We start from the raw sequence: 18,453 nt of genomic DNA on the forward strand, positions 1-18,453 counted from the left end.
CTCTCTAATAACAATAATAGGGAACTCTATAAAATAATTATTGCGTCAAATCAGCTTTAGGATCATTAATTAATTCAAACAATTTATGAACATATTCATCAACAACCTGACTTGCTGGCCCATAATGTTTTTCTTCAAACTGGCTTTCAACTAAACTTGGCTCAAGATTTAGCTCAACAGTGTGAGCACCTGTTAGCCTAGCTTCATGAACAAAACCGGCCGCAGGATAGACATTACCAGAAGTACCAATAGAGATAAAAATATCAGCCTCAGCCAAAGCCCGATAAATTTCATCCATGCCAATAGGCATTTCACCAAACCAGACAATATGCGGACGTAGTGGTGATGGAAATTGGCAACAATGGCAGTGATCTGTTGTTTCTAAATCACCTTTCCATTCAAAAACTTGGCGAGATTGTGGGCAACGTACTTTTAATAATTCACCATGCATATGTAAAACATGCTGACTCCCCGCTTTTTCATGTAAATTATCAATATTTTGCGTTACAAGAAGGAAGTTATCTTTACCTAAGCGTTGCTCAAGTTTCGCTAATGCATAATGTGCTTCATTCGGCTGAATGGTAGGTTGTTGCAATTGGCGACGGCGTTCATTATAAAACTGCTGAACCAATTGTGGGTTGCGTTGATAACCTTCAGGTGTAGCAACATCTTCAACACGATGTTCTTCCCACAATCCATCTTCTGAACGAAATGTTTTAATTCCTGATTCAGCAGAAATGCCAGCCCCTGTTAATACGACAACTTTGGGTAAATTCATTTCATGTTCCGTTTTATGGGTGAGATGAAAATAACGACAACGTGAATGTTGTCTGCGTAAACTTTTGATCTTACGAAACTTCCTAAGCCGACGATGACGAAGTTTAAGTTTCATCATTACAATCCTTGGTTTTCAAGTTTAAATATCGCGTTTCTAGCGTCACTATTTTAAGCGTTTTTTCTTCTTTGTATGTCAATAAACTTATTGTCCACTTAAAATTCTTGCAGGATCTAGTTTAGTGGCTCGACGAGCAGGATACCAACTTGCTATCAGGCTTAAGATCACAGTGGTGATAAATACAGAAAAAACATCAATCAAATGCACTTCTGAAGGGAGAAAATCGACAAAATAAACATCACCAGAAAGTACACTATGCCCTGTTAATGATTCAATAACAGATACTAAAGGTGTCAAATTATAAGCCACTAATACACCAAAAATAACACCTGCAATACAGCCAATCATGCCTGATAATAAGCCGTACCATAAAAAGATATTACGAATATGGCTATCACGTGCGCCGAGCGTACGTAAAATAGCAATGTCACTGCTTTTATCTCTTACCGCCATAATCAGTGTTGAAACAATATTAAAACAAGCCACACCAATCACTAAGATCATGGATAAATACATAATGCTACGGATCATTTGAATATCGCTATACATATAGCCATAATCACTTATCCAGCTTTTAGCATAAACATACTCTTCACTATTTAAACCTGCATTATGAATAATTTCATTAGCCAAAAACGGATCAACCGTTTTCACTTCAATCCCTGTAATACCTTGGCCGTAATCCATATATTGTTGAGCATCTGCTAGAGGAATTAATGCTAATTGGTGATCAAGCATTCCACTCAATTTAAATATGCCACTGACTTGTAGGCGAATACGTTTAGGCTGTAATAGCTTAGTTGGATCATCATTATTCGGAATTAATACCGTTAGCCAATCACCTTGTTTAATTTTTAATGCGTCTGCAACACCTTGCCCAATAATAATTTGTTGCTTACCCGCCCGAAAATCTTGCCATGCATTATTTTGTACATAGCGAGGTAATAAGCTGATATCACCTTGTTTTTCAGGAGATACACCCATAACTTGCACTGCTTTTAGTTCAGTACCTTTCTCTAACAACCCTGTTAATAAGATATACGGCGCAGCCGCGACAACCCCTGGTGTTTTTTCAATCCGAGGTAATGCCGATTGCCATTGTACAAATGGCTGTTCAACTGAATAAATTTGACCATGAGGAACGACAGATAAAATACGGTTTTTTAATTCGCGTTCAAATCCATTCATAGCACTTAAACCGATGATTAAAACAGCAACCCCAAGCATAATACCCAGTGTTGAAATAACCGAGATTAATGAAACCATTCCCGCACGTTTTCGCCCTCTTGAAAAACGTAAAGCGGTCACTAATGCAAGTGGCAATTGCGCCATTATTTCACTCCTGAAATCATGTTTTGTGGCTGTAATTGACCATCTTTCATTTCAAGTTGACGCTGAAAACGAGCCGCCAGTGATAAATCATGCGTCACCACTAGAAAAGCCGTTTGCTTCTCTTTATTTAATTTTATCAATAACTCGAAAATACCTTCGGCATTTTTCTGATCAAGATTACCTGTTGGCTCATCCGCAAGTACCAATGCAGGATCGTTAACCAATGCTCTTGCAATCGCAACACGTTGTCTTTCACCACCTGAAAGCTCTGAAGGACGATGATGAGCACGCTCTTTTAAGCCAACCGCTTCAAGTAAAGACATCGCTTTCTCTTTCGCCTTTACAACACTAATCCCACCAATCATTAATGGCATTGCCACATTTTCAAGTGCAGTAAAATCCGGTAATAAATGGTGGAATTGATAAATGAAACCCAGTTGTGTATTACGTAGATCGGCTTTTTCTGAAGAAGATAATGTATTAAGTGATTGCCCTTCAAAGAAGACTTCACCTGATGTCGGTGAATCTAAGCCACCTAATAAATGTAATAAGGTACTTTTACCTGAACCAGAACTACCCACAATCGCTAAAAAATCACCTTTTTCCATTTTAAATGAAACCGATTTCAGCACTTGGGTTGAAATTGTACCGTCTTGGTATTGTTTACACAGGGCGTGACAATCCAATAAACAATTTTTGTCAATTTGCATATTCTTTTCTGATGCCATTGGCTGTTTATTAATAGAAGAATTACTCATAACGTAGCGCCTCTGCTGGCTGAATAGTCGCGGCCCGCCAAGACGGGTATAAAGTAGATAAAAGGGAAATTATAATGGCAGCAAAGCCAATCATAAATACACGGCCCCACTCAAGCGTTGCAGGCAATTCAACACCTTGTGGAATAAGTCCTACCGCCGGCATAATAGTATTTAATTGGCTAGAGAGTAATGCTCCCAAAAGACCACCAGCAACAGCACCTAACATACCTGCACCAGCACCTTGCAACATAAAAATGGACATAATCTGAGAACGTTTTAAGCCCATGGTTTGCAAAATAGCCACTTCTCCTTGTTTTTCCATAACTAATAAAGAAAGTGAGGTAATAATATTAAAAGCAGCCACAGCAATAATTAAGCTTAATAATAATCCCATCATATTTTTTTCCATTTTAACTGCCTGGAAAAATTCACCTTTACGTTCGCGCCAATCTTTCCAGCTTAAATTTTCAGCTAAAGGTTTAGCACTGTATTTTTCAATATTGAGAGGATCAGAAAAGAAAAGACGCCATCCTGTAATATTACCCGGCTGATAACGCATTAAACGTGCTGCATCTTGCTGATTAACTAAGATTTGAGAGGCGTCAGCATCTCCACCACTTTGGAAAATGCCTTTAACAGTAAATAATCGTTGGCTGGGTAATCTTCCCATTGGAGTGAGTTGACTAACACTTGGCACAATCAGACGGATTTTATCCCCTTCTTTTGCTTTCAGTTGTTTAGCCAAGCCACTTCCTAAGATCACGCCATACTCACCCGATTTAAGCATAGAGAAATCACCATAACGAATATGTTTTGTTAAAGGTTCATCTTGTGCTTTTTCAATCCCTAACATGACACCAACGCTGATATTGTCTTTACTTTGCAAAACAACATCACCTTCTACTAAAGGGACAACGTTTATGATACCTTCTCGCGTCAGTAGATTTTCGGCTATATTTGATTGTCGGGGTAATTGCCCGTTAGGTGATGTCACTATGGCTTGTGGAAGATAAGCAAGAATGCTTTCTTGCAATGAACGCTCAAAGCCATTCATGACAGAAGTCACTGTGATAAGCGCTGCTACACCTAACATGATCCCTAAAGCGGATAGCCATGAGACGAAGCGGCCGAACTTATCGACCGCGCGACCCCGCATATAACGGAGCCCTATATAAAATGAGACAGAATTGTACATGAAATCTGTGCTGTTCCTGTTGCTAATGCGAAGTGTTCAGGGATAATAAAGGGTAGTCTTACTGAATGGAACCACTCTATTCCCAAACTGTGGTTTTTCTTTTATCTTAACCTGCCCGCCAGTTTAAGCTTTAGCGAGTACGCTGAAGATGTGTTGGGAGTTAACTACAACAAAGAGTTCACATTACACGCTTATGTCCTCAGAATATCGTTATCAACTTCCTATAAAACAAGGGGATACTCGCCAGCTAGGTCAACTGACTGGTGCCGCTTGTGCTCTAGAATGTGCAGAGATCATCAAACGTCATTCTGGATTAGTCGTCCTTGTTACTCGTGACATGCAAAATGCATTACGTTTACAAGATGAAATCCGTCAGTTTTGTGATTATCCAGTAGAGACATTATCGGACTGGGAAACGCTGCCTTATGACAGTTTTTCACCTCACCAAGAAATTATCTCAAACCGCCTTTCTACGCTATACCGTATTCCATCACTTCTCAAGGGAATTTTAATCTTACCCGTCAATACGTTAATGCAGAAAGTCTGCCCTACGGATTATCTCGCAAGTCATGCGTTGGTAATGCAAAAAGGAGAGATACTTTCTCGTGATAATTTACGTAAAACACTCGATGAAGCGGGATATCGCCATGTAGAGCAAGTGTTAGAACACGGGGAATATGCAACACGCGGTGCATTGCTTGACTTATTTCCTATGGGAAGTGAATTTCCTTATCGTATTGATTTTTTCGATGATGAAATTGATAGCCTGCGTACTTTTGATGTTGATACCCAAAGAACATTAATAGAAGTGGAGCAAATAAATTTATTGCCCGCACATGAATTTCCTACAGATGCTAATGCAATTGAGCTCTTTCGTAGTCAGTGGCGTGAGCGCTTTGATGTAAGACGTGATCCTGAACATATTTATCAGCAAGTCAGCAAACACATATTGCCTACTGGGATTGAATATTGGCAATCGCTATTTTTTGAACAGCCTTTATCTAACTTATTTGCTTATTTTCCCAAAAACACGCTGATAGTAACGCAAGATCTACAAGATTTCGCAGATAAGTTCTGGCAAGACATCAACCAACGTTTTGAAAGTCGTCGTGTTGACCCAATGCGACCATTGCTTCCTCCTGATGATATTTGGCTCAGTGTTGATAAATTTAATAAAGAACTTAAACAGTGGCCACGAATTCAACTTAAAACAGAAACATTGCCAGAAAAAGCAGGACAAACTAATTTAGGTTATCAACCACTTCCTGATTTATCGATCAACGCGCAAAGCAAATCCCCTTTAGACAATCTACGACGATTCCAAGAACAATTTTCAGGTAGTGTGATTTTCTCTGTTGAGAGCGAAGGCCGACGTGAAACGGTACAAGAACTGTTATCACGGATAAAAATTGCCCCTAAACAGATCATTGAGTTATCAGATGCCCAAGAAAAAGGAACCTATTTTATTATTGGTGCGGCTGAACACGGTTTTATTGATAGTCATCGTCAATTAGCCATGATCTGTGAAAGCGATATGTTAGGCGAAAGAATTAATCGTCGTCGTCAAGACAATCGCCGGGCAATTAATACCGATACTTTAATTCGTAACCTTGCCGAATTAAGCATAGGCCAACCTGTTGTTCATCTTCAGCATGGTGTTGGACGCTATCAAGGTATGACAACCTTAGAAGCGGGCGGCGTTAAAGCAGAATACTTAATGTTAAGCTACGCAGGTAATGACAAGCTTTATGTCCCTGTTTCATCATTGCATTTAATCAGTCGTTATTCCGGTGGTGCTGATGAAAATGCCCCTTTACATAAATTGGGGGGCGACGCATGGGTAAGAGCTCGTCAAAAAGCGGCTGAAAAAGTCCGTGATGTTGCAGCAGAACTGTTAGATGTTTATGCCCAGCGTGAAATAAAAACGGGCTTTGCCTTTAAAATGGATAAAGAGCAGTATCACGCATTCCGACAAAGCTTTCCTTTTGAAACTACCCCCGATCAAGAAACAGCGATCAATGCCGTATTAAGTGATATGTGCCAAGCTATTTCAATGGATAGATTAGTCTGTGGTGATGTTGGTTTTGGTAAAACAGAAGTGGCAATGCGCGCTGCATTCCTCGCGGTTAACAATAATAAACAAGTTGCGATTTTAGTCCCAACCACCCTATTGGCTCAGCAGCATTTTGATAATTTCCGCGATCGTTTTGCCAATTGGCCCGTTAATATTGAGATGATCTCGCGTTTTCGTAGTGCAAAAGAACAGCAACAAATTACAGAAAAACTGGCTGAAGGTACTGTTGATATCGTCATTGGTACACACAAATTACTACAGCCTAGCATTCACTGGAAAGATTTAGGACTACTCATTGTTGATGAGGAGCATCGCTTTGGCGTGCGCCACAAAGAACGCATTAAAGCCATGCGTGCTAATGTAGATATTTTAACACTGACAGCAACGCCAATTCCTCGCACGTTAAATATGGCCATGAGTGGTATGCGTGATCTTTCTATTATCGCAACGCCACCTGCACGCCGTTTATCCGTGAAAACCTTTGTGCGGGAATATGATGATTTAGTGGTGCGAGAAGCCATCTTGCGTGAAACATTACGTGGTGGACAAGTTTATTATTTGTATAACGATGTTGAAAATATTGAAAAAGCGCGTGAAAGACTAGCTACTCTCGTACCAGAGGCACGTATTGGAATTGGTCACGGACAAATGCGTGAACGTGAACTTGAGCGTGTGATGAATGATTTCCATCATCAACGTTTTAATGTGTTACTTTGCACTACCATCATCGAAACAGGTATTGATATACCTAGCGCGAACACCATTATTATTGAGCGCGCCGATCACTTTGGTTTAGCACAATTACATCAGTTACGTGGTCGTGTAGGTCGTTCTCATCATCAAGCTTATGCTTATTTGTTAACACCACACCCTAAAGCTATGACAAAAGATGCTCATAAACGTTTAGAGGCAATTGCTTCACTGGAAGATCTGGGTGCTGGTTTTGCATTGGCAACACATGATTTGGAAATTAGAGGTGCAGGAGAATTACTTGGTGAAGAACAAAGCGGTCAAATGAATACCGTAGGCTTCTCACTTTATATGGAATTATTAGAAAGCGCGGTAGAAGCCCTTAAAGATGGCAGAGAGCCATCGCTTGAAGATCTCACTAATCAACAAACTGAAATTGAATTAAGAATGCCCGTCTTATTGCCTGATGATTACATTCCAGATGTAAATGTCAGACTCTCATTCTATAAACGAATTGCAAGTGCGATTGATTTAAATGAACTTAATGATTTAAGAGCAGAGTTAATTGATAGATTTGGTAAATTACCTGATGCTGGTCGTTATTTACTGCGTAATGCAGCTATTCGTTTAAACGCTATGAGCCTTGGTATTACTCGTATTGAAGCCCATGACAAAGGTGGATTTATTGAATTTGGCGAGAAAAACAAGGTTGATCCGGGCTATTTGATTAGCTTGCTTCAAGAACAACCTGCTGTTTTCCGCTTAGATGGCCCATCTAAATTGAAGTTTATTATTGATTTAGCTGAACGTGAAAAACGTCTTACTTTTATTGATGATATGTTAAGCGCATTCGATGATCATAAGATGAAATAACGCAAGAGCTAACCGTTGCTTAAGCTAATAAAAAGGCGTAACTGAAGTGATTTTTTCCTTCATTACGCCTTTTTATATTATTGGTATTAGTCTTTACGGCAAGGAATTTTTTCATTCATTGAACAATAGGGTTCTTGTTCTAAGATCAGCCTACCATCAGCGTCTAAAGCAATAACTTCGCCAGGTTTAAACGTGGTGCGCACTTTACCCGGCGTGCCATCAATAGTGTAAAGTACATCATAACCCACAATTCTACGTTCTTGTCGATAAATCGGAATACACTCTTTGAATTGAGGATAAGGGAAATTTGCGATATTGCTGTTATTAAGTGCTTCAATCATATAAAACACACGGCATTCTTGCTCTGCCGGATGAAATCGTGACAATTTTTCGGGTGTAAAAGGTGTTGGTAAACCGATTCGATGACAGTACTCTTCTGTCACAAATACTGTTGATTTAATCGGTGTAGCGGAAACGACATGAGCAAATTGAGGCTGGGGAAATACCCACCTCCATGCAATAAATAAAAGAATAGCTAATGCAATGATTAGTCCTATCAGTGTGTACTTTCTGACATCAACACTCACTTTTACCCCTTTTTATCTGTTTTATCCTTAATTGCTACAGATGTGCAATACAAAGCCACTTTTTCACGATAACTGGCTAATATATTTAGTATTCAATAAATGAATTCTCTATCTGATAGCTTAATTCAACATCCATGCTGATTAGCATAATAAGCAAACCACGTATTTATGACATGTTAAATACACCACTTATTTCTGTTTTAATTACTTAATTAAATAAGTACCACCACTTTTTTAGAATTTACCTATTATATTAAGCGTGTTCTTAATTTATTTTTCTGAAAAAATTAAAATCGTTATACTATTTATAATACATCATTATGATAACATGAGGTTAACAATTGTTGCTTAGAAATATGTGGCATTTCATTTTATATTCATATTTTAAAAATTATCCCCAAGGCTTATGAAAATATTTTAATCAATTAAAATTGAGTAAAAATAACAAGTTAAGCTTACATTCAACACTTTTTACTTATTATATTTTTAATACAAATTAGGGAAATACCATAACACTTTATTTGATAAATTAATGAATTAAACATCATTTTTTATTTAAGAAAAGTCTTAAATAGTTTAGCATAATAATCAAAAACAGAACTGGACTTTAATATTACTCATTTAATCTTAATGATAAAATAATATTTACTATTGTCTTATTGAGCTTTAGAGTTATTGGTTATTTTTGATATAAACAGATAAATCATCTAGTCATTTATGCTGAGATTTTTTATCTTATTTAGATATTCTCATTTAATTATTTAATTTGAAAGAAAAAACAGATAAAAAACCCTCATATAATATGAGGGTTTAAAAAGATAACTTTTGTCTTACTTACAAAGCAAAAGATAAATTAATGAAGTTTTAGCTTAGGTCTGATCACTCTGTTGATAGAACCAACCAACATCATAAGCCCTGTCTTGATATAACCATGTAATGCAATTTGATGCATTCGATATAAAGAGATGTAAACAATTCGAGCAATCCGCCCTTCGATCATCATGTCACCTTTCATCAAATTGCCCATTAAACTTCCTACCGTACTAAATTTAGAAAGAGAAACTAATGAACCGTGATCGGTAAACACATAATCTTTTAACGGCTTATCTCTTAACATTGCGATAATATTACTATAACAGCGACTCGCCATTTGATGTGCAGATTGTGCTCTTGGTGGAACAAAGCCACCTTCTTTACGGGGGCATGATGCACAGTCACCAATAGCAAAAATCGATCCGTCTAAAGTTGTTTGCAAAGTCGGCTTAACAACTAATTGATTAATACGATTGGTTTCTAGGCCTGCGATCTCTTTCATAAAATCAGGTGCTTTAATACCTGCCGCCCACACCATTAAATCAGCATCAATATGCTCACCCTCTTTAGTGTTTAATCCACCTTCATCTGCACTTGTGACCATAGTTTTGGTCATGACTCGCACACCTAATTTTGTTAATTCCTGATGGGCTGCGCTCGAAATACGTACTGGTAATGCAGGAAGAATTCGCTCTCCTGCTTCAACTAAAGTGATATTTAACGCAGAAGGTGCTAATTTTTTTAATCCATAACTATTTAGTTGGCGCACTGCATTGTGTAATTCAGCAGAAAGTTCAACGCCCGTTGCACCACCACCAACAATAGCGATATTCACTTTGCGATCTTCAGCTTGTGCATTAGCATCAGCTGAATATTTCAAGAATAAATTCAGCATTTCATTATGAAAACGATGAGCTTGCTGCGGGCTATCTAAGAAAATGCAGTTTTCTTTAATGCCTGGAGTACCAAAATCATTCGATTTACTGCCCAATGCCATGACTAAAATATCATAATCAAGCGTACGTTCAGGGACGAGCAATTCTTGGTCTTCATCATAGATAGCCGCTAATGTAATATTTTTTTGTTCGCGATCAAGCCCCATAAGTGAGCCTAATTGGAAGTTGAAATGATGGTTATAACCATGAGCTAAATAACTTAGTGCATCAACTCCATCGTCTAAAGAGCCAGTCGCTACTTCATGTAATAACGGTTTCCATAAATGGCTATTATTACGATCAACTAAGGTGATTTCTGCTTTTTTGCTGCGGCCTAATTTATTGCCTAATTTTGTCGCAAGTTCCAAGCCACCAGCGCCACCACCGACAATAACAATTTTTGTTAATGACATTTAACGTCACTCCATAAAGATATTTACTGTTGTTATTTAAATAGCCTTGGTGAAATCTACTTATATAACGACAGTTAAATCGTTTCGGCTGTTATTTTTGTTCTTAAACAAAGTAATTGGAAAGATGGTCATACCAAAGTTGATTTATATCAAAAATAGTTGAATATTCATATCTCTTTTTTGAAAAAATCGACGATAACGTGCCTTTTTTTGATGATTAAATAACCACCATAAAGATATGGATAATGAAATTTTCAAATTAATACAAAAGGTTAGAGTATAAATAGAGACGTTAGCGTAATAAAGCAGACTCTGATCATTAGATGATGAAAATTTCATCTTAAAACAATCGTTTTAAAGTTGAAGGCGTTAAGAAAGAGATAAAAATCTTAGGCGGGTAGAAATAAAAATGGATGGAAAACCACCCATTTTTCAGAAGCGATTTTGATCTTAATTTTTGCTATAAAATGCTTTAATTTTAAATAGATGTTCAGAGAGACTCTTAAATTTATGCGTCTGTACTTCATCCCAAATCACCGAATAATAAGGTGATAATTCATCAGCAGAACGCTGATTATCTAAGCTCTCATCATTGCGGGATAAAATCACTAAAGCATTATCTTTATTTTTAGAACGAAAATCTTTAATACATTTCGTTGCGATATCTAAATACTCTTCAGGCCTGTCGATCTTATCAGTCATGTTTTCATAAGGAAAAAGATTAGGATTAATCATTACCTGACGAATATTACATAAGAAACCAATACGCTCTGCCCAATATCCCCCTAACCCAACCCCGCAAATTAATACGGGCTCTTTAGTGGATTTAATCACTTTATCCGTTTCTTTCAGCAAATGTTGCATATCATGTCGAGGATGCAAGGTACTGTAACTTAGAAAACGAACATCAGGATCAATAAACTGTAGCTGTAAAACCTTTTCATGATTTCCAGGACTTGTGGAATCAAAACCATGTAAATATATAATCATGCGCGCTCCTGCCATTGCTCCTGTAATTGGGTCAGCAACTGATTCGCTTTTTTCCAGCGATCAGAAGTTTGTAGCTCACTCAATGTGTAACGACCACGGTGATGGTACAATGTGGAAATACGTTCTGCTTTGACTGAGGACAGGTTATCTAACACACTCACAGCACCTTTTCGGTTATTACACACTAAAAGCATATCACAACCCGCATCAAGGGAGCGCTGCGCTCTTTCTGCGTAACTTCCCATAATAGCAGCACCTTCCATGGATAAATCATCAGAGAAAATAACGCCTTGGAAACCAAGTTGTTCTCGTAGAATTGATTTTAACCAGTAGGATGAACCACTTGCTGGACGATCATCAACTTGAGAATAGATAACATGGGCTGGCATAATCGCATCTAATAATTGACGCTGAATAAAATCTTTAAAAATTGACATATCACGTTGGCGAATATCATTTAAAGAGCGATCGTCACGAGGGGTTTCTTTGTGAGAATCAGCTCTTACAGCCCCATGTCCTGGGAAGTGTTTACCTGTTGATTTCATACCCGCTGAACGCATGCCTTTAATAAAGCTTTCTGCCATTGTCATCGCAATTTCAGGAGAATCATGGAAAGAACGCTCACCAATCGCAATACAGTTATGGCCTAAATCAAGAACTGGTGCAAAACTGATATCAATATCCATAGCAATCATTTCTGACGCCATTAACCATCCTGCTTCTTGTGCTAAATGGCTAGCTTGATAGCTTTCATTTAATGCTGCATAGGATTGCGCCGCAGGTATCCGTGTAAAACCATCGCGGAAACGTTGTACCCGCCCACCTTCTTGGTCGACGGCTATCACCAGACGTTCATGAGATGCATCACGAATTTGACGGACTAATTCATTTAATTGTTCAGCATCGTGGAAGTTGCGGGTAAAAAGGATTAATCCACCGACAAGAGGATGCTTTAAAATTTCACGCTCTTCACTATCGAGTTCATATCCTTCAACATCAAGCATTACTGGCCCCATAACATTCCTCTCTTTGTAATTGTGACAAGATAATGTCTTTAATTCGTCAGACTAAAATAACGACGTAAAGGTTCAGACATTATTAAAAATGATCCATTTTTTGTTTGTTGCCAACGGACTTCATACCACATTAGCATCATATAAAAAATGAATGGTTCTCTTGAAAGAATACGCTTTCTTAACTCTCTGACAGAATAAGAGTAAACCTCTTTTTGCTCTGTATAATGACAATGATACGCACAATAATAATCTAAAAATGCCGTTTGTTGTGTTTCATCTAATTGATTTGTGGCAAAGAACGTCATTAATGAATCAGCCGTATCAATATCTGCTGCATATTCCCAATCGATAAATTTTATACCTGAATCACTAAGAAGAATATTCTCAACATGCAAATCCATGTGAGCTGGCGCGTATTTTATGAGATTTCGTTGAGGTTGACGTAAAAAATGTTGTTGTAAGCGTAGCCATTTAGCGGATAACCGTTTTCTATCGATCTTTTGCCAATAAAGAGATAACTCATGATTTAAATTAAGAGGAAAACCAAACGGTGTTTGCTGATGCAACGTTGCTATTTTTTCAGCTAATGGCTTTAAATAGGCACTAAAAAGTGATTGATGGGTAAGGTGCTCACCGGGTAACCAGTGAAGAAAAAACCATTCTCCATAGCGTTTTGCAACTTCAGGGGATAAATCACAACCTGTCAGCTGTTTTAAAATGACGTATTCTTTTCTTCCGTGTACATAAAGTCCTTTTCTTTCATCTCCGTAGTAGCGAGCAATCCAATCAATGTCAGCATATTGCACACGAAAAGAACCACCACCTAATCCTGTTAATGCTGTTATCCTCCATTTACTTAATGCCGTTGCAGGAAAAAGTGTTTGCAAGGCATTAAGTAAACTTGAGTCATACCGATCACTCAACCTTGTTGCGTCCATTCCAAAGAATTTCGCCAGAAGAAACTGACATTAGTTGCATACTAATAACACGGTTATCTTTTTTGCCATCAACCGTTGAGAATAAAATATAATCTGCTGTTAAATGACGCGCTAACCCAATAGCAGCACTACGAAGACCTAAACTGTCCTCTCCTGATAAACCAAGTGCTTTTCGTGCTGACATCATTTGTGCGTAAGGTACAGTTTGCAATGAACTAATACTATTAACTGATTCTATAATTGTATTGGTTGCATTTACCGCTTGGATGTTTCCACCTGAATTATTTTTGACATTATCAATAACAATTAACTTACCCGTTTCTAAATCGTCAGTGACTGCCATCTCTCTAATTAAAGGTGTCACCACATTATTCCAATTAATACTGGTGATTTTAGGTGGAGTTGGTACTACTTCAATTGGTGGTTCTATGGGTTTAGGTGGCTCTACCGGCTCAATGGGTGTAACCGGCTCCACAGGTACAGGCGGTTGTTGTGGCAACATAGACGGACAACCCGCTAATAAAAACACAGACATCACCACAAATAGAAGTCTTTTCATACTCGCGTTACCTTATCCTAAGTAAAAAGATAAACTCTGACATAACTAATGGTTTTATCTGGAACATCGGCGCTAATTTCCGTATCTCCATCACCAAGAATAGTCACATCATTTACATGTCCAGCAGGAGATACTTCAAGCCCTTGTTCGTTATACCAATAAAAGCGATAGCGAATTGAAACAGGGTAAGATTGTGTATTTGACAGCATAACTGTCGCTCTTGTGCCGTTAGTATGGTGTTCAAGGATCGGTTGTCCCGCCACAATTCCCACGGCTAAGACTGAAGGCTCCATAATAATAGCCTGCTGACGATTAAAATAGAGTTTATTATCTGAATGAGATGATAAACACCCAGAGAGCAATGTCGTCATACACATAGCGATAAGTAATGAGTAAATAGCCTTACTTTGTCTTATCATGTATTACTTCCTGTTATCTCGCTTTTAGCATCATACCGATCATTGGCTTAATAATGGCCCTAATGGTTTTCCACCTAATAAATGCATGTGAATATGGAAAACTTCTTGTCCACCATGTTTATTGCAGTTCATCACTAGACGATAACCATTTTCAGCAATACCTTCTTGTTGAGCTATTTTTGCGGCAACAACAAACAGGTGTCCTAACATTTGTTCATCTTCAACAGTAACATCATTCACCGTAGGAATAAGTTTATTAGGAATAATCAAAATATGCGTGGGTGCTTGTGGCGAAATATCACGAAATGCAGTGACTGTATCATCTTGAAAAACAATGTTAGCCGGAATTTCACCACGAATAATTTTACTGAAAATTGTTTCTTCTGCCATTTCCATCACCTTATTATTTATTTTAATTCCTGATTAATTCAATTAAGCAGGTAAGTTTTGAATATGAAAGAGCTTAGCAAAATTGCGCGTTGTTTGTTGCGCTAACTCTTCAACACTCACCCCTTTTAATACAGCCATATATTCCGCAACGTCACGAACATAAGCAGGTTGATTTTCTTTGCCTCGATGAGGAACTGGCGCTAAATATGGGGAATCTGTTTCAACTAAAATTCTATCAAGAGGAACAATACGTGCAGCTTCTCTAATTTGTTCTGCATTTCTAAATGTCACAATACCTGAAAAAGAGATATACATTCCAAGATCTAGTAATGCTGTTGCCGTTTCTTTATCTTCAGTAAAACAATGTAATACACCACCACAATCTTGCACGTTCTCTTCTTTTAAAATTGATAACGTATCTTCGCGTGCGCTACGAGTATGCACGATAACGGGTTTGTTAACTTGTCGGCCAATACGAATATGTTCACGGAAAATTTCACGCTGTAATGCTGCATTTTCTTGCTGGTAATAGTAATCTAGCCCTGTTTCACCTAACGCCACAACATCAGGTGCAGCAGCTAAGAGCGCTAATTCTTCAACGTCGTACCCTTCGTCTAAATTCAAGGGATGAATACCACAAGAGAATGCAATATTGTCACGTTTGCCGATAAGTTCACGCATATTCTTGAAACCCGGCAAAGTTGTTGCTACAGCTAACATATATTGAACATCACGCTGCTGTGCTTTTTCGACAACATCATCAATATTTTCATGTAGTTTTTCATAATCTAAGCTGTCGAGATGGCAGTGTGAATCAACTAAAAACATAACGTACTCTCATTTATCTGGTATGACTTATAGGTGTTTTTTATTACAGCTAGCTCACAATTAAATTTATGTTGCTAATTAATGTTATATTGCTAACTGATTTTCCCAATCTAGCAACTGTTCTGCTAGTAATAATTCTTTATTCAGGGCTGGAATGGTCATTAGCTGATAACGACACTGTTTCCATCCATCAATAATGGCTAACACAATATTTGAAGGCGATTGTGATAACGCCATAATTAAAGGTTGTTGATCTTGGTTGATACAATAAGCTTGTGCATTTGTTTGATACTTTAATGCATCGAGTAAAAGTGATAGCAACCAATACAAGCGACGATCTACATTATCTTGATTTAACTGCGGAAGAAATCCAAATAAATCACGTTGTTGCAAACTTGAATATAACGCTTGGCAAAAAGTTTCTCTTTCTTGCCATTCATCTTTCAGTAATGAAAGCGCCGCTATTGGTGCATTCTGTGATAAATTTAACGCAGTTACACTATTAGCATAAGGGACATTCGGCAACTGCTGTTGTATCCAGTGTATAGCATGCTGATGATCAGGCGTGGCTAAATGATAATAAAAACAACGGCTACGCAAAGTGGCTAACAAAACTTCAGGTTGCTGACAATTAAGTAAAAAATACGTATTTTTAGGCGGCTCTTCTAACGTTTTGAGTAATGCATTTGCAGCAGCCTCAGTTAAGGCTTCAATCTCTTTTATCCAAACGACTCTTGCACCGCTTTGCTGGGCATGTTGCTCCAGTTTCTCTGTCACTTTTCTAACGGCTTCTACGCCAATAGATGTCTTGCCCTTTTCATTTTGCAAAAGATGCCAATCAGGATGTGTTTCAGCAAGCATCAAGCGACAACTGTGGCACTCATTACAGCTTTTTAATCCCTGTTTATTCTGACACATTAGCCAACGACTTAATCCATAAGAGAGAGCATCAGCCCCCATTCCTTCGGTTGCATGTAAAAGCAGAGCATGATGACCTCGGCCTTCTTGATACATGCTAATAAGTTGCCGATATGCCTGATTTAGCCAAGGATACCAATTCATAATGCTTTATTTTCCTGCTGGGCTAGCCATGTAGTGAGTGCTTGGCGAATATCCGCTTGAACTTTATCGATAGTTTGAGATGCATCTATTGTAATAATAGAGTCATCACCTTTGGTCAATGCCTGATAACGTTCACGAGTGCGATAAAAAAAGTCCATTGACTCTTTTTCAATTCGGTCTAATTCACCTCTAGCACGTGCTCTTGCCAGCCCTATAGCTGGATCTAAATCAAGATATAACGTTAAATCTGGACGAAAATCACCAAGAACCGTATTACGAAGTGACAGCATAAGATCTTTATCTAAGCAACGGCCACCACCTTGATAGGCTTGTGAAGAGAGATCGTGTCTATCGCCAATTACCCATTTACCTTCTGCTAGCGCGGGTTTAATCACGTTCTCAACAAGCTGAACACGCGCCGCATATAGCATTAACAGCTCCGCTTTATCGGTAACTTTCTCCCCCTCAATACCTTGCTTAATAAGTTCTCGTAATTTTTCGGCAAGTGGGGTGCCTCCCGGTTCACGGGTAAATGCTAAGTTGGTGATGTTTTTTTCTTTTAATGTATTAATAACGGTTTGAATTGCACTGGTTTTTCCAGCGCCTTCTAATCCTTCAATTACAATAAATTTACTGTTATTCATAATTATCTTTGTTGTAAGCGTCGATATTGTGCGACAGCTTTATTATGTTCATTAAGTGTGGTTGAAAATTTATGACCACCCGTTCCATCCGCAACAAAATAGAGATAACGTGTATCCGCTGGATGTGCGGCGGCTCTGATTGAAGCAACACTAGGCATTGCAATTGGTGTTGGTGGCAATCCATCGATTTGATACGTGTTATAAGGGGTATAACCATTTAAATCACTGCGATAAATTGTACCTCTGTATTTATCACCTAAGCCATAAATCACGGTAGGATCGGTCTGTAATCTCATATTTGTTTTTAGTCGATTAATAAATACAGACGCGACCTTTGTTCTTTCTGCATCAATACCCGTCTCTTTTTCAATAATTGATGCCATGATAAGCATTTCATAAGCCGATTTATACGGTAGATCACTATCGCGTTTAATCCACTCTTCTTCTAATGTTTTTTCCATTTGTTGGTAAGCACGCTTTAAAATTGCGACATCTGTTGTACCTGCCGTGTAATGGTATGTATCTGGTGCAAACCAACCTTCTAAGTTAGCAATTTCAGGTTTTATCCCTATTTCTTCACGTAATTTGTCGCTATCCATTGTGTGTGCGATAGTCGTAAGTTGCGGAGCTTGTTCAAAAATAGATTGCCAGTCCTGTAAACGACTACCTTCAATAAAACGGATCGTAAATTGAGCCTCTTTTCCACTTTTGATCAACAATAAAACGTCACGTAAAGACATACCTTTTGTTAAGCGATATGTACCTGCTTTAAATTGGCTAAGCTCTGGTTTTACTTTTAGTAAAATTTGAAAATAATCGCCTTGGCTAAGTAGATTATTGTTTATTAGCAGTTGTTCCATGGCTACGCGCCCTGTTCCTGCTGGCACTGTGAGTAGCATTTCATCTTGCTTTACAACAACATTTTCTTCTAAACCACGAATATGTTGCATCATATACAACGCAATTGCACCGATACTAATTAATAAGGCAAAAAAAACTATCCATACTATTTTTTTTATCTTCATTTATAACTCATCAAATT

The 18,453-nt window shown here is 38.1% G+C and carries 17 protein-coding genes; 1 reads left to right on the plus strand and 16 read right to left on the minus strand.

Going from position 1 to position 18,453, the window contains the following annotated elements; all coding sequences use genetic code 11:
- Positions 1 to 37 precede the first annotated feature (37 nt).
- From cobB to lolC, 4 genes are all read right to left on the minus strand, one after another.
- The gene (gene cobB, locus DK866_RS13840; RefSeq protein ID WP_109409366.1) at positions 38 to 895 is read right to left on the minus strand and encodes a Sir2 family NAD+-dependent deacetylase; all 858 of its coding nucleotides are present in this window, start codon (positions 893 to 895) and stop codon (positions 38 to 40) included.
- An 84-nt stretch (positions 896 to 979) separates the two neighbouring features.
- Positions 980 to 2,227, minus strand: coding sequence for a lipoprotein-releasing ABC transporter permease subunit LolE (lolE, locus tag DK866_RS13845; protein ID WP_109409367.1), 1,248 nt, complete (start codon positions 2,225 to 2,227; stop codon positions 980 to 982).
- Positions 2,227 to 2,937 (minus strand): lipoprotein-releasing ABC transporter ATP-binding protein LolD, encoded by a 711-nt coding sequence (lolD, locus tag DK866_RS13850; RefSeq protein WP_109409401.1) that lies wholly within the window; start codon positions 2,935 to 2,937, stop codon positions 2,227 to 2,229. The genes lolE and lolD overlap by 1 nt, the downstream gene beginning before the upstream one ends.
- Before the next feature lie 40 nt (positions 2,938 to 2,977).
- Positions 2,978 to 4,180: a lipoprotein-releasing ABC transporter permease subunit LolC gene (lolC, locus tag DK866_RS13855; protein ID WP_109409368.1), complete on the minus strand. Its 1,203-nt coding sequence runs from the start codon at positions 4,178 to 4,180 to the stop codon at positions 2,978 to 2,980.
- A gap of 193 nt (positions 4,181 to 4,373) precedes the next feature.
- Between lolC and mfd the strand changes: the two genes are divergently transcribed.
- Complete coding sequence (gene mfd / locus DK866_RS13860) at positions 4,374 to 7,817, plus strand: transcription-repair coupling factor (protein WP_109409369.1); 3,444 nt, start codon at positions 4,374 to 4,376, stop codon at positions 7,815 to 7,817.
- 86 nt (positions 7,818 to 7,903) lie between these two features.
- On the opposite strand, the gene umoD is transcribed toward mfd, so the two are convergent.
- The 12 genes from umoD to mltG all read right to left on the minus strand — a co-directional run bounded on the left by umoD (position 7,904) and on the right by mltG (position 18,436).
- Complete coding sequence (gene umoD / locus DK866_RS13865; RefSeq protein WP_109409370.1) at positions 7,904 to 8,404, minus strand: flagellar biogenesis regulator UmoD; 501 nt, start codon at positions 8,402 to 8,404, stop codon at positions 7,904 to 7,906.
- An 853-nt stretch (positions 8,405 to 9,257) separates the two neighbouring features.
- Positions 9,258 to 10,565 carry an NAD(P)/FAD-dependent oxidoreductase gene (locus tag DK866_RS13870; protein WP_109409371.1) on the minus strand — a complete coding sequence of 436 codons (1,308 nt, stop codon included), beginning with the start codon at positions 10,563 to 10,565 and terminating at the stop codon, positions 9,258 to 9,260.
- Positions 10,566 to 11,015: 450 nt separating this feature from the next.
- On the minus strand, positions 11,016 to 11,555 hold the full coding sequence (gene ycfP, locus DK866_RS13875) for an alpha/beta hydrolase YcfP (protein WP_109409372.1): 540 nt from the start codon (positions 11,553 to 11,555) through the stop codon (positions 11,016 to 11,018).
- Positions 11,552 to 12,571, minus strand: coding sequence for a beta-N-acetylhexosaminidase (gene nagZ / locus DK866_RS13880; protein ID WP_072069890.1), 1,020 nt, complete (start codon positions 12,569 to 12,571; stop codon positions 11,552 to 11,554). The genes ycfP and nagZ overlap by 4 nt, the downstream gene beginning before the upstream one ends.
- Positions 12,572 to 12,609: 38 nt before the next feature.
- On the minus strand, positions 12,610 to 13,509 hold the full coding sequence (locus DK866_RS13885; RefSeq protein WP_109409373.1) for a phosphotransferase: 900 nt from the start codon (positions 13,507 to 13,509) through the stop codon (positions 12,610 to 12,612).
- Positions 13,487 to 14,068 carry a penicillin-binding protein activator LpoB gene (locus tag DK866_RS13890; RefSeq protein WP_109409374.1) on the minus strand — a complete coding sequence of 194 codons (582 nt, stop codon included), beginning with the start codon at positions 14,066 to 14,068 and terminating at the stop codon, positions 13,487 to 13,489. Before DK866_RS13890 ends, DK866_RS13885 begins: the two co-directional genes overlap by 23 nt.
- A gap of 17 nt (positions 14,069 to 14,085) precedes the next feature.
- Positions 14,086 to 14,487 (minus strand): YcfL family protein, encoded by a 402-nt coding sequence (locus DK866_RS13895; protein WP_072069893.1) that lies wholly within the window; start codon positions 14,485 to 14,487, stop codon positions 14,086 to 14,088.
- Positions 14,488 to 14,526: 39 nt separating this feature from the next.
- The gene (gene hinT / locus DK866_RS13900; RefSeq protein WP_109409375.1) at positions 14,527 to 14,877 is read right to left on the minus strand and encodes a purine nucleoside phosphoramidase; all 351 of its coding nucleotides are present in this window, start codon (positions 14,875 to 14,877) and stop codon (positions 14,527 to 14,529) included.
- Between the two features lie 42 nt (positions 14,878 to 14,919).
- A complete protein-coding gene (locus DK866_RS13905; protein WP_109409376.1) occupies positions 14,920 to 15,705 on the minus strand; it encodes a metal-dependent hydrolase in 786 nt (261 codons plus the stop codon).
- Between the two features lie 84 nt (positions 15,706 to 15,789).
- Entirely contained in the window at positions 15,790 to 16,767 is a 978-nt protein-coding gene (gene holB / locus DK866_RS13910; protein WP_109409377.1) for a DNA polymerase III subunit delta', read from the minus strand.
- The gene (gene tmk / locus DK866_RS13915; RefSeq protein ID WP_109409378.1) at positions 16,764 to 17,411 is read right to left on the minus strand and encodes a dTMP kinase; all 648 of its coding nucleotides are present in this window, start codon (positions 17,409 to 17,411) and stop codon (positions 16,764 to 16,766) included. Before tmk ends, holB begins: the two co-directional genes overlap by 4 nt.
- A 2-nt stretch (positions 17,412 to 17,413) precedes the next feature.
- Positions 17,414 to 18,436: an endolytic transglycosylase MltG gene (gene mltG, locus DK866_RS13920; protein ID WP_109409379.1), complete on the minus strand. Its 1,023-nt coding sequence runs from the start codon at positions 18,434 to 18,436 to the stop codon at positions 17,414 to 17,416.
- Positions 18,437 to 18,453: the final 17 nt, after the last annotated feature.

It is taken from the genome of Proteus genomosp. 4 str. ATCC 51469 (assembly GCF_003144375.1).
Lineage (GTDB): Bacteria > Pseudomonadota > Gammaproteobacteria > Enterobacterales > Enterobacteriaceae > Proteus.

What these genes read in the sequence shown, in the direction of transcription:
- cobB (WP_109409366.1), bottom strand. Translation starts at nt 895, where the DNA reads ATGATGAAACTTAAACTTCGTCATCGTCGGCTTAGGAAGTTTCGTAAG.
- lolE (WP_109409367.1), bottom strand. Translation starts at nt 2,227, where the DNA reads ATGGCGCAATTGCCACTTGCATTAGTGACCGCTTTACGTTTTTCAAGA.
- lolD (WP_109409401.1), bottom strand. Translation starts at nt 2,937, where the DNA reads ATGCAAATTGACAAAAATTGTTTATTGGATTGTCACGCCCTGTGTAAA.
- lolC (WP_109409368.1), bottom strand. Translation starts at nt 4,180, where the DNA reads ATGTACAATTCTGTCTCATTTTATATAGGGCTCCGTTATATGCGGGGT.
- mfd (WP_109409369.1), top strand. Translation starts at nt 4,374, where the DNA reads ATGTCCTCAGAATATCGTTATCAACTTCCTATAAAACAAGGGGATACT.
- DK866_RS13870 (WP_109409371.1), bottom strand. Translation starts at nt 10,565, where the DNA reads ATGTCATTAACAAAAATTGTTATTGTCGGTGGTGGCGCTGGTGGCTTG.
- ycfP (WP_109409372.1), bottom strand. Translation starts at nt 11,555, where the DNA reads ATGATTATATATTTACATGGTTTTGATTCCACAAGTCCTGGAAATCAT.
- nagZ (WP_072069890.1), bottom strand. Translation starts at nt 12,571, where the DNA reads ATGGGGCCAGTAATGCTTGATGTTGAAGGATATGAACTCGATAGTGAA.
- DK866_RS13885 (WP_109409373.1), bottom strand. Translation starts at nt 13,509, where the DNA reads ATGGACGCAACAAGGTTGAGTGATCGGTATGACTCAAGTTTACTTAAT.
- DK866_RS13890 (WP_109409374.1), bottom strand. Translation starts at nt 14,068, where the DNA reads ATGAAAAGACTTCTATTTGTGGTGATGTCTGTGTTTTTATTAGCGGGT.
- DK866_RS13895 (WP_072069893.1), bottom strand. Translation starts at nt 14,487, where the DNA reads ATGATAAGACAAAGTAAGGCTATTTACTCATTACTTATCGCTATGTGT.
- hinT (WP_109409375.1), bottom strand. Translation starts at nt 14,877, where the DNA reads ATGGCAGAAGAAACAATTTTCAGTAAAATTATTCGTGGTGAAATTCCG.
- DK866_RS13905 (WP_109409376.1), bottom strand. Translation starts at nt 15,705, where the DNA reads ATGTTTTTAGTTGATTCACACTGCCATCTCGACAGCTTAGATTATGAA.
- holB (WP_109409377.1), bottom strand. Translation starts at nt 16,767, where the DNA reads ATGAATTGGTATCCTTGGCTAAATCAGGCATATCGGCAACTTATTAGC.
- tmk (WP_109409378.1), bottom strand. Translation starts at nt 17,411, where the DNA reads ATGAATAACAGTAAATTTATTGTAATTGAAGGATTAGAAGGCGCTGGA.
- mltG (WP_109409379.1), bottom strand. Translation starts at nt 18,436, where the DNA reads ATGAAGATAAAAAAAATAGTATGGATAGTTTTTTTTGCCTTATTAATT.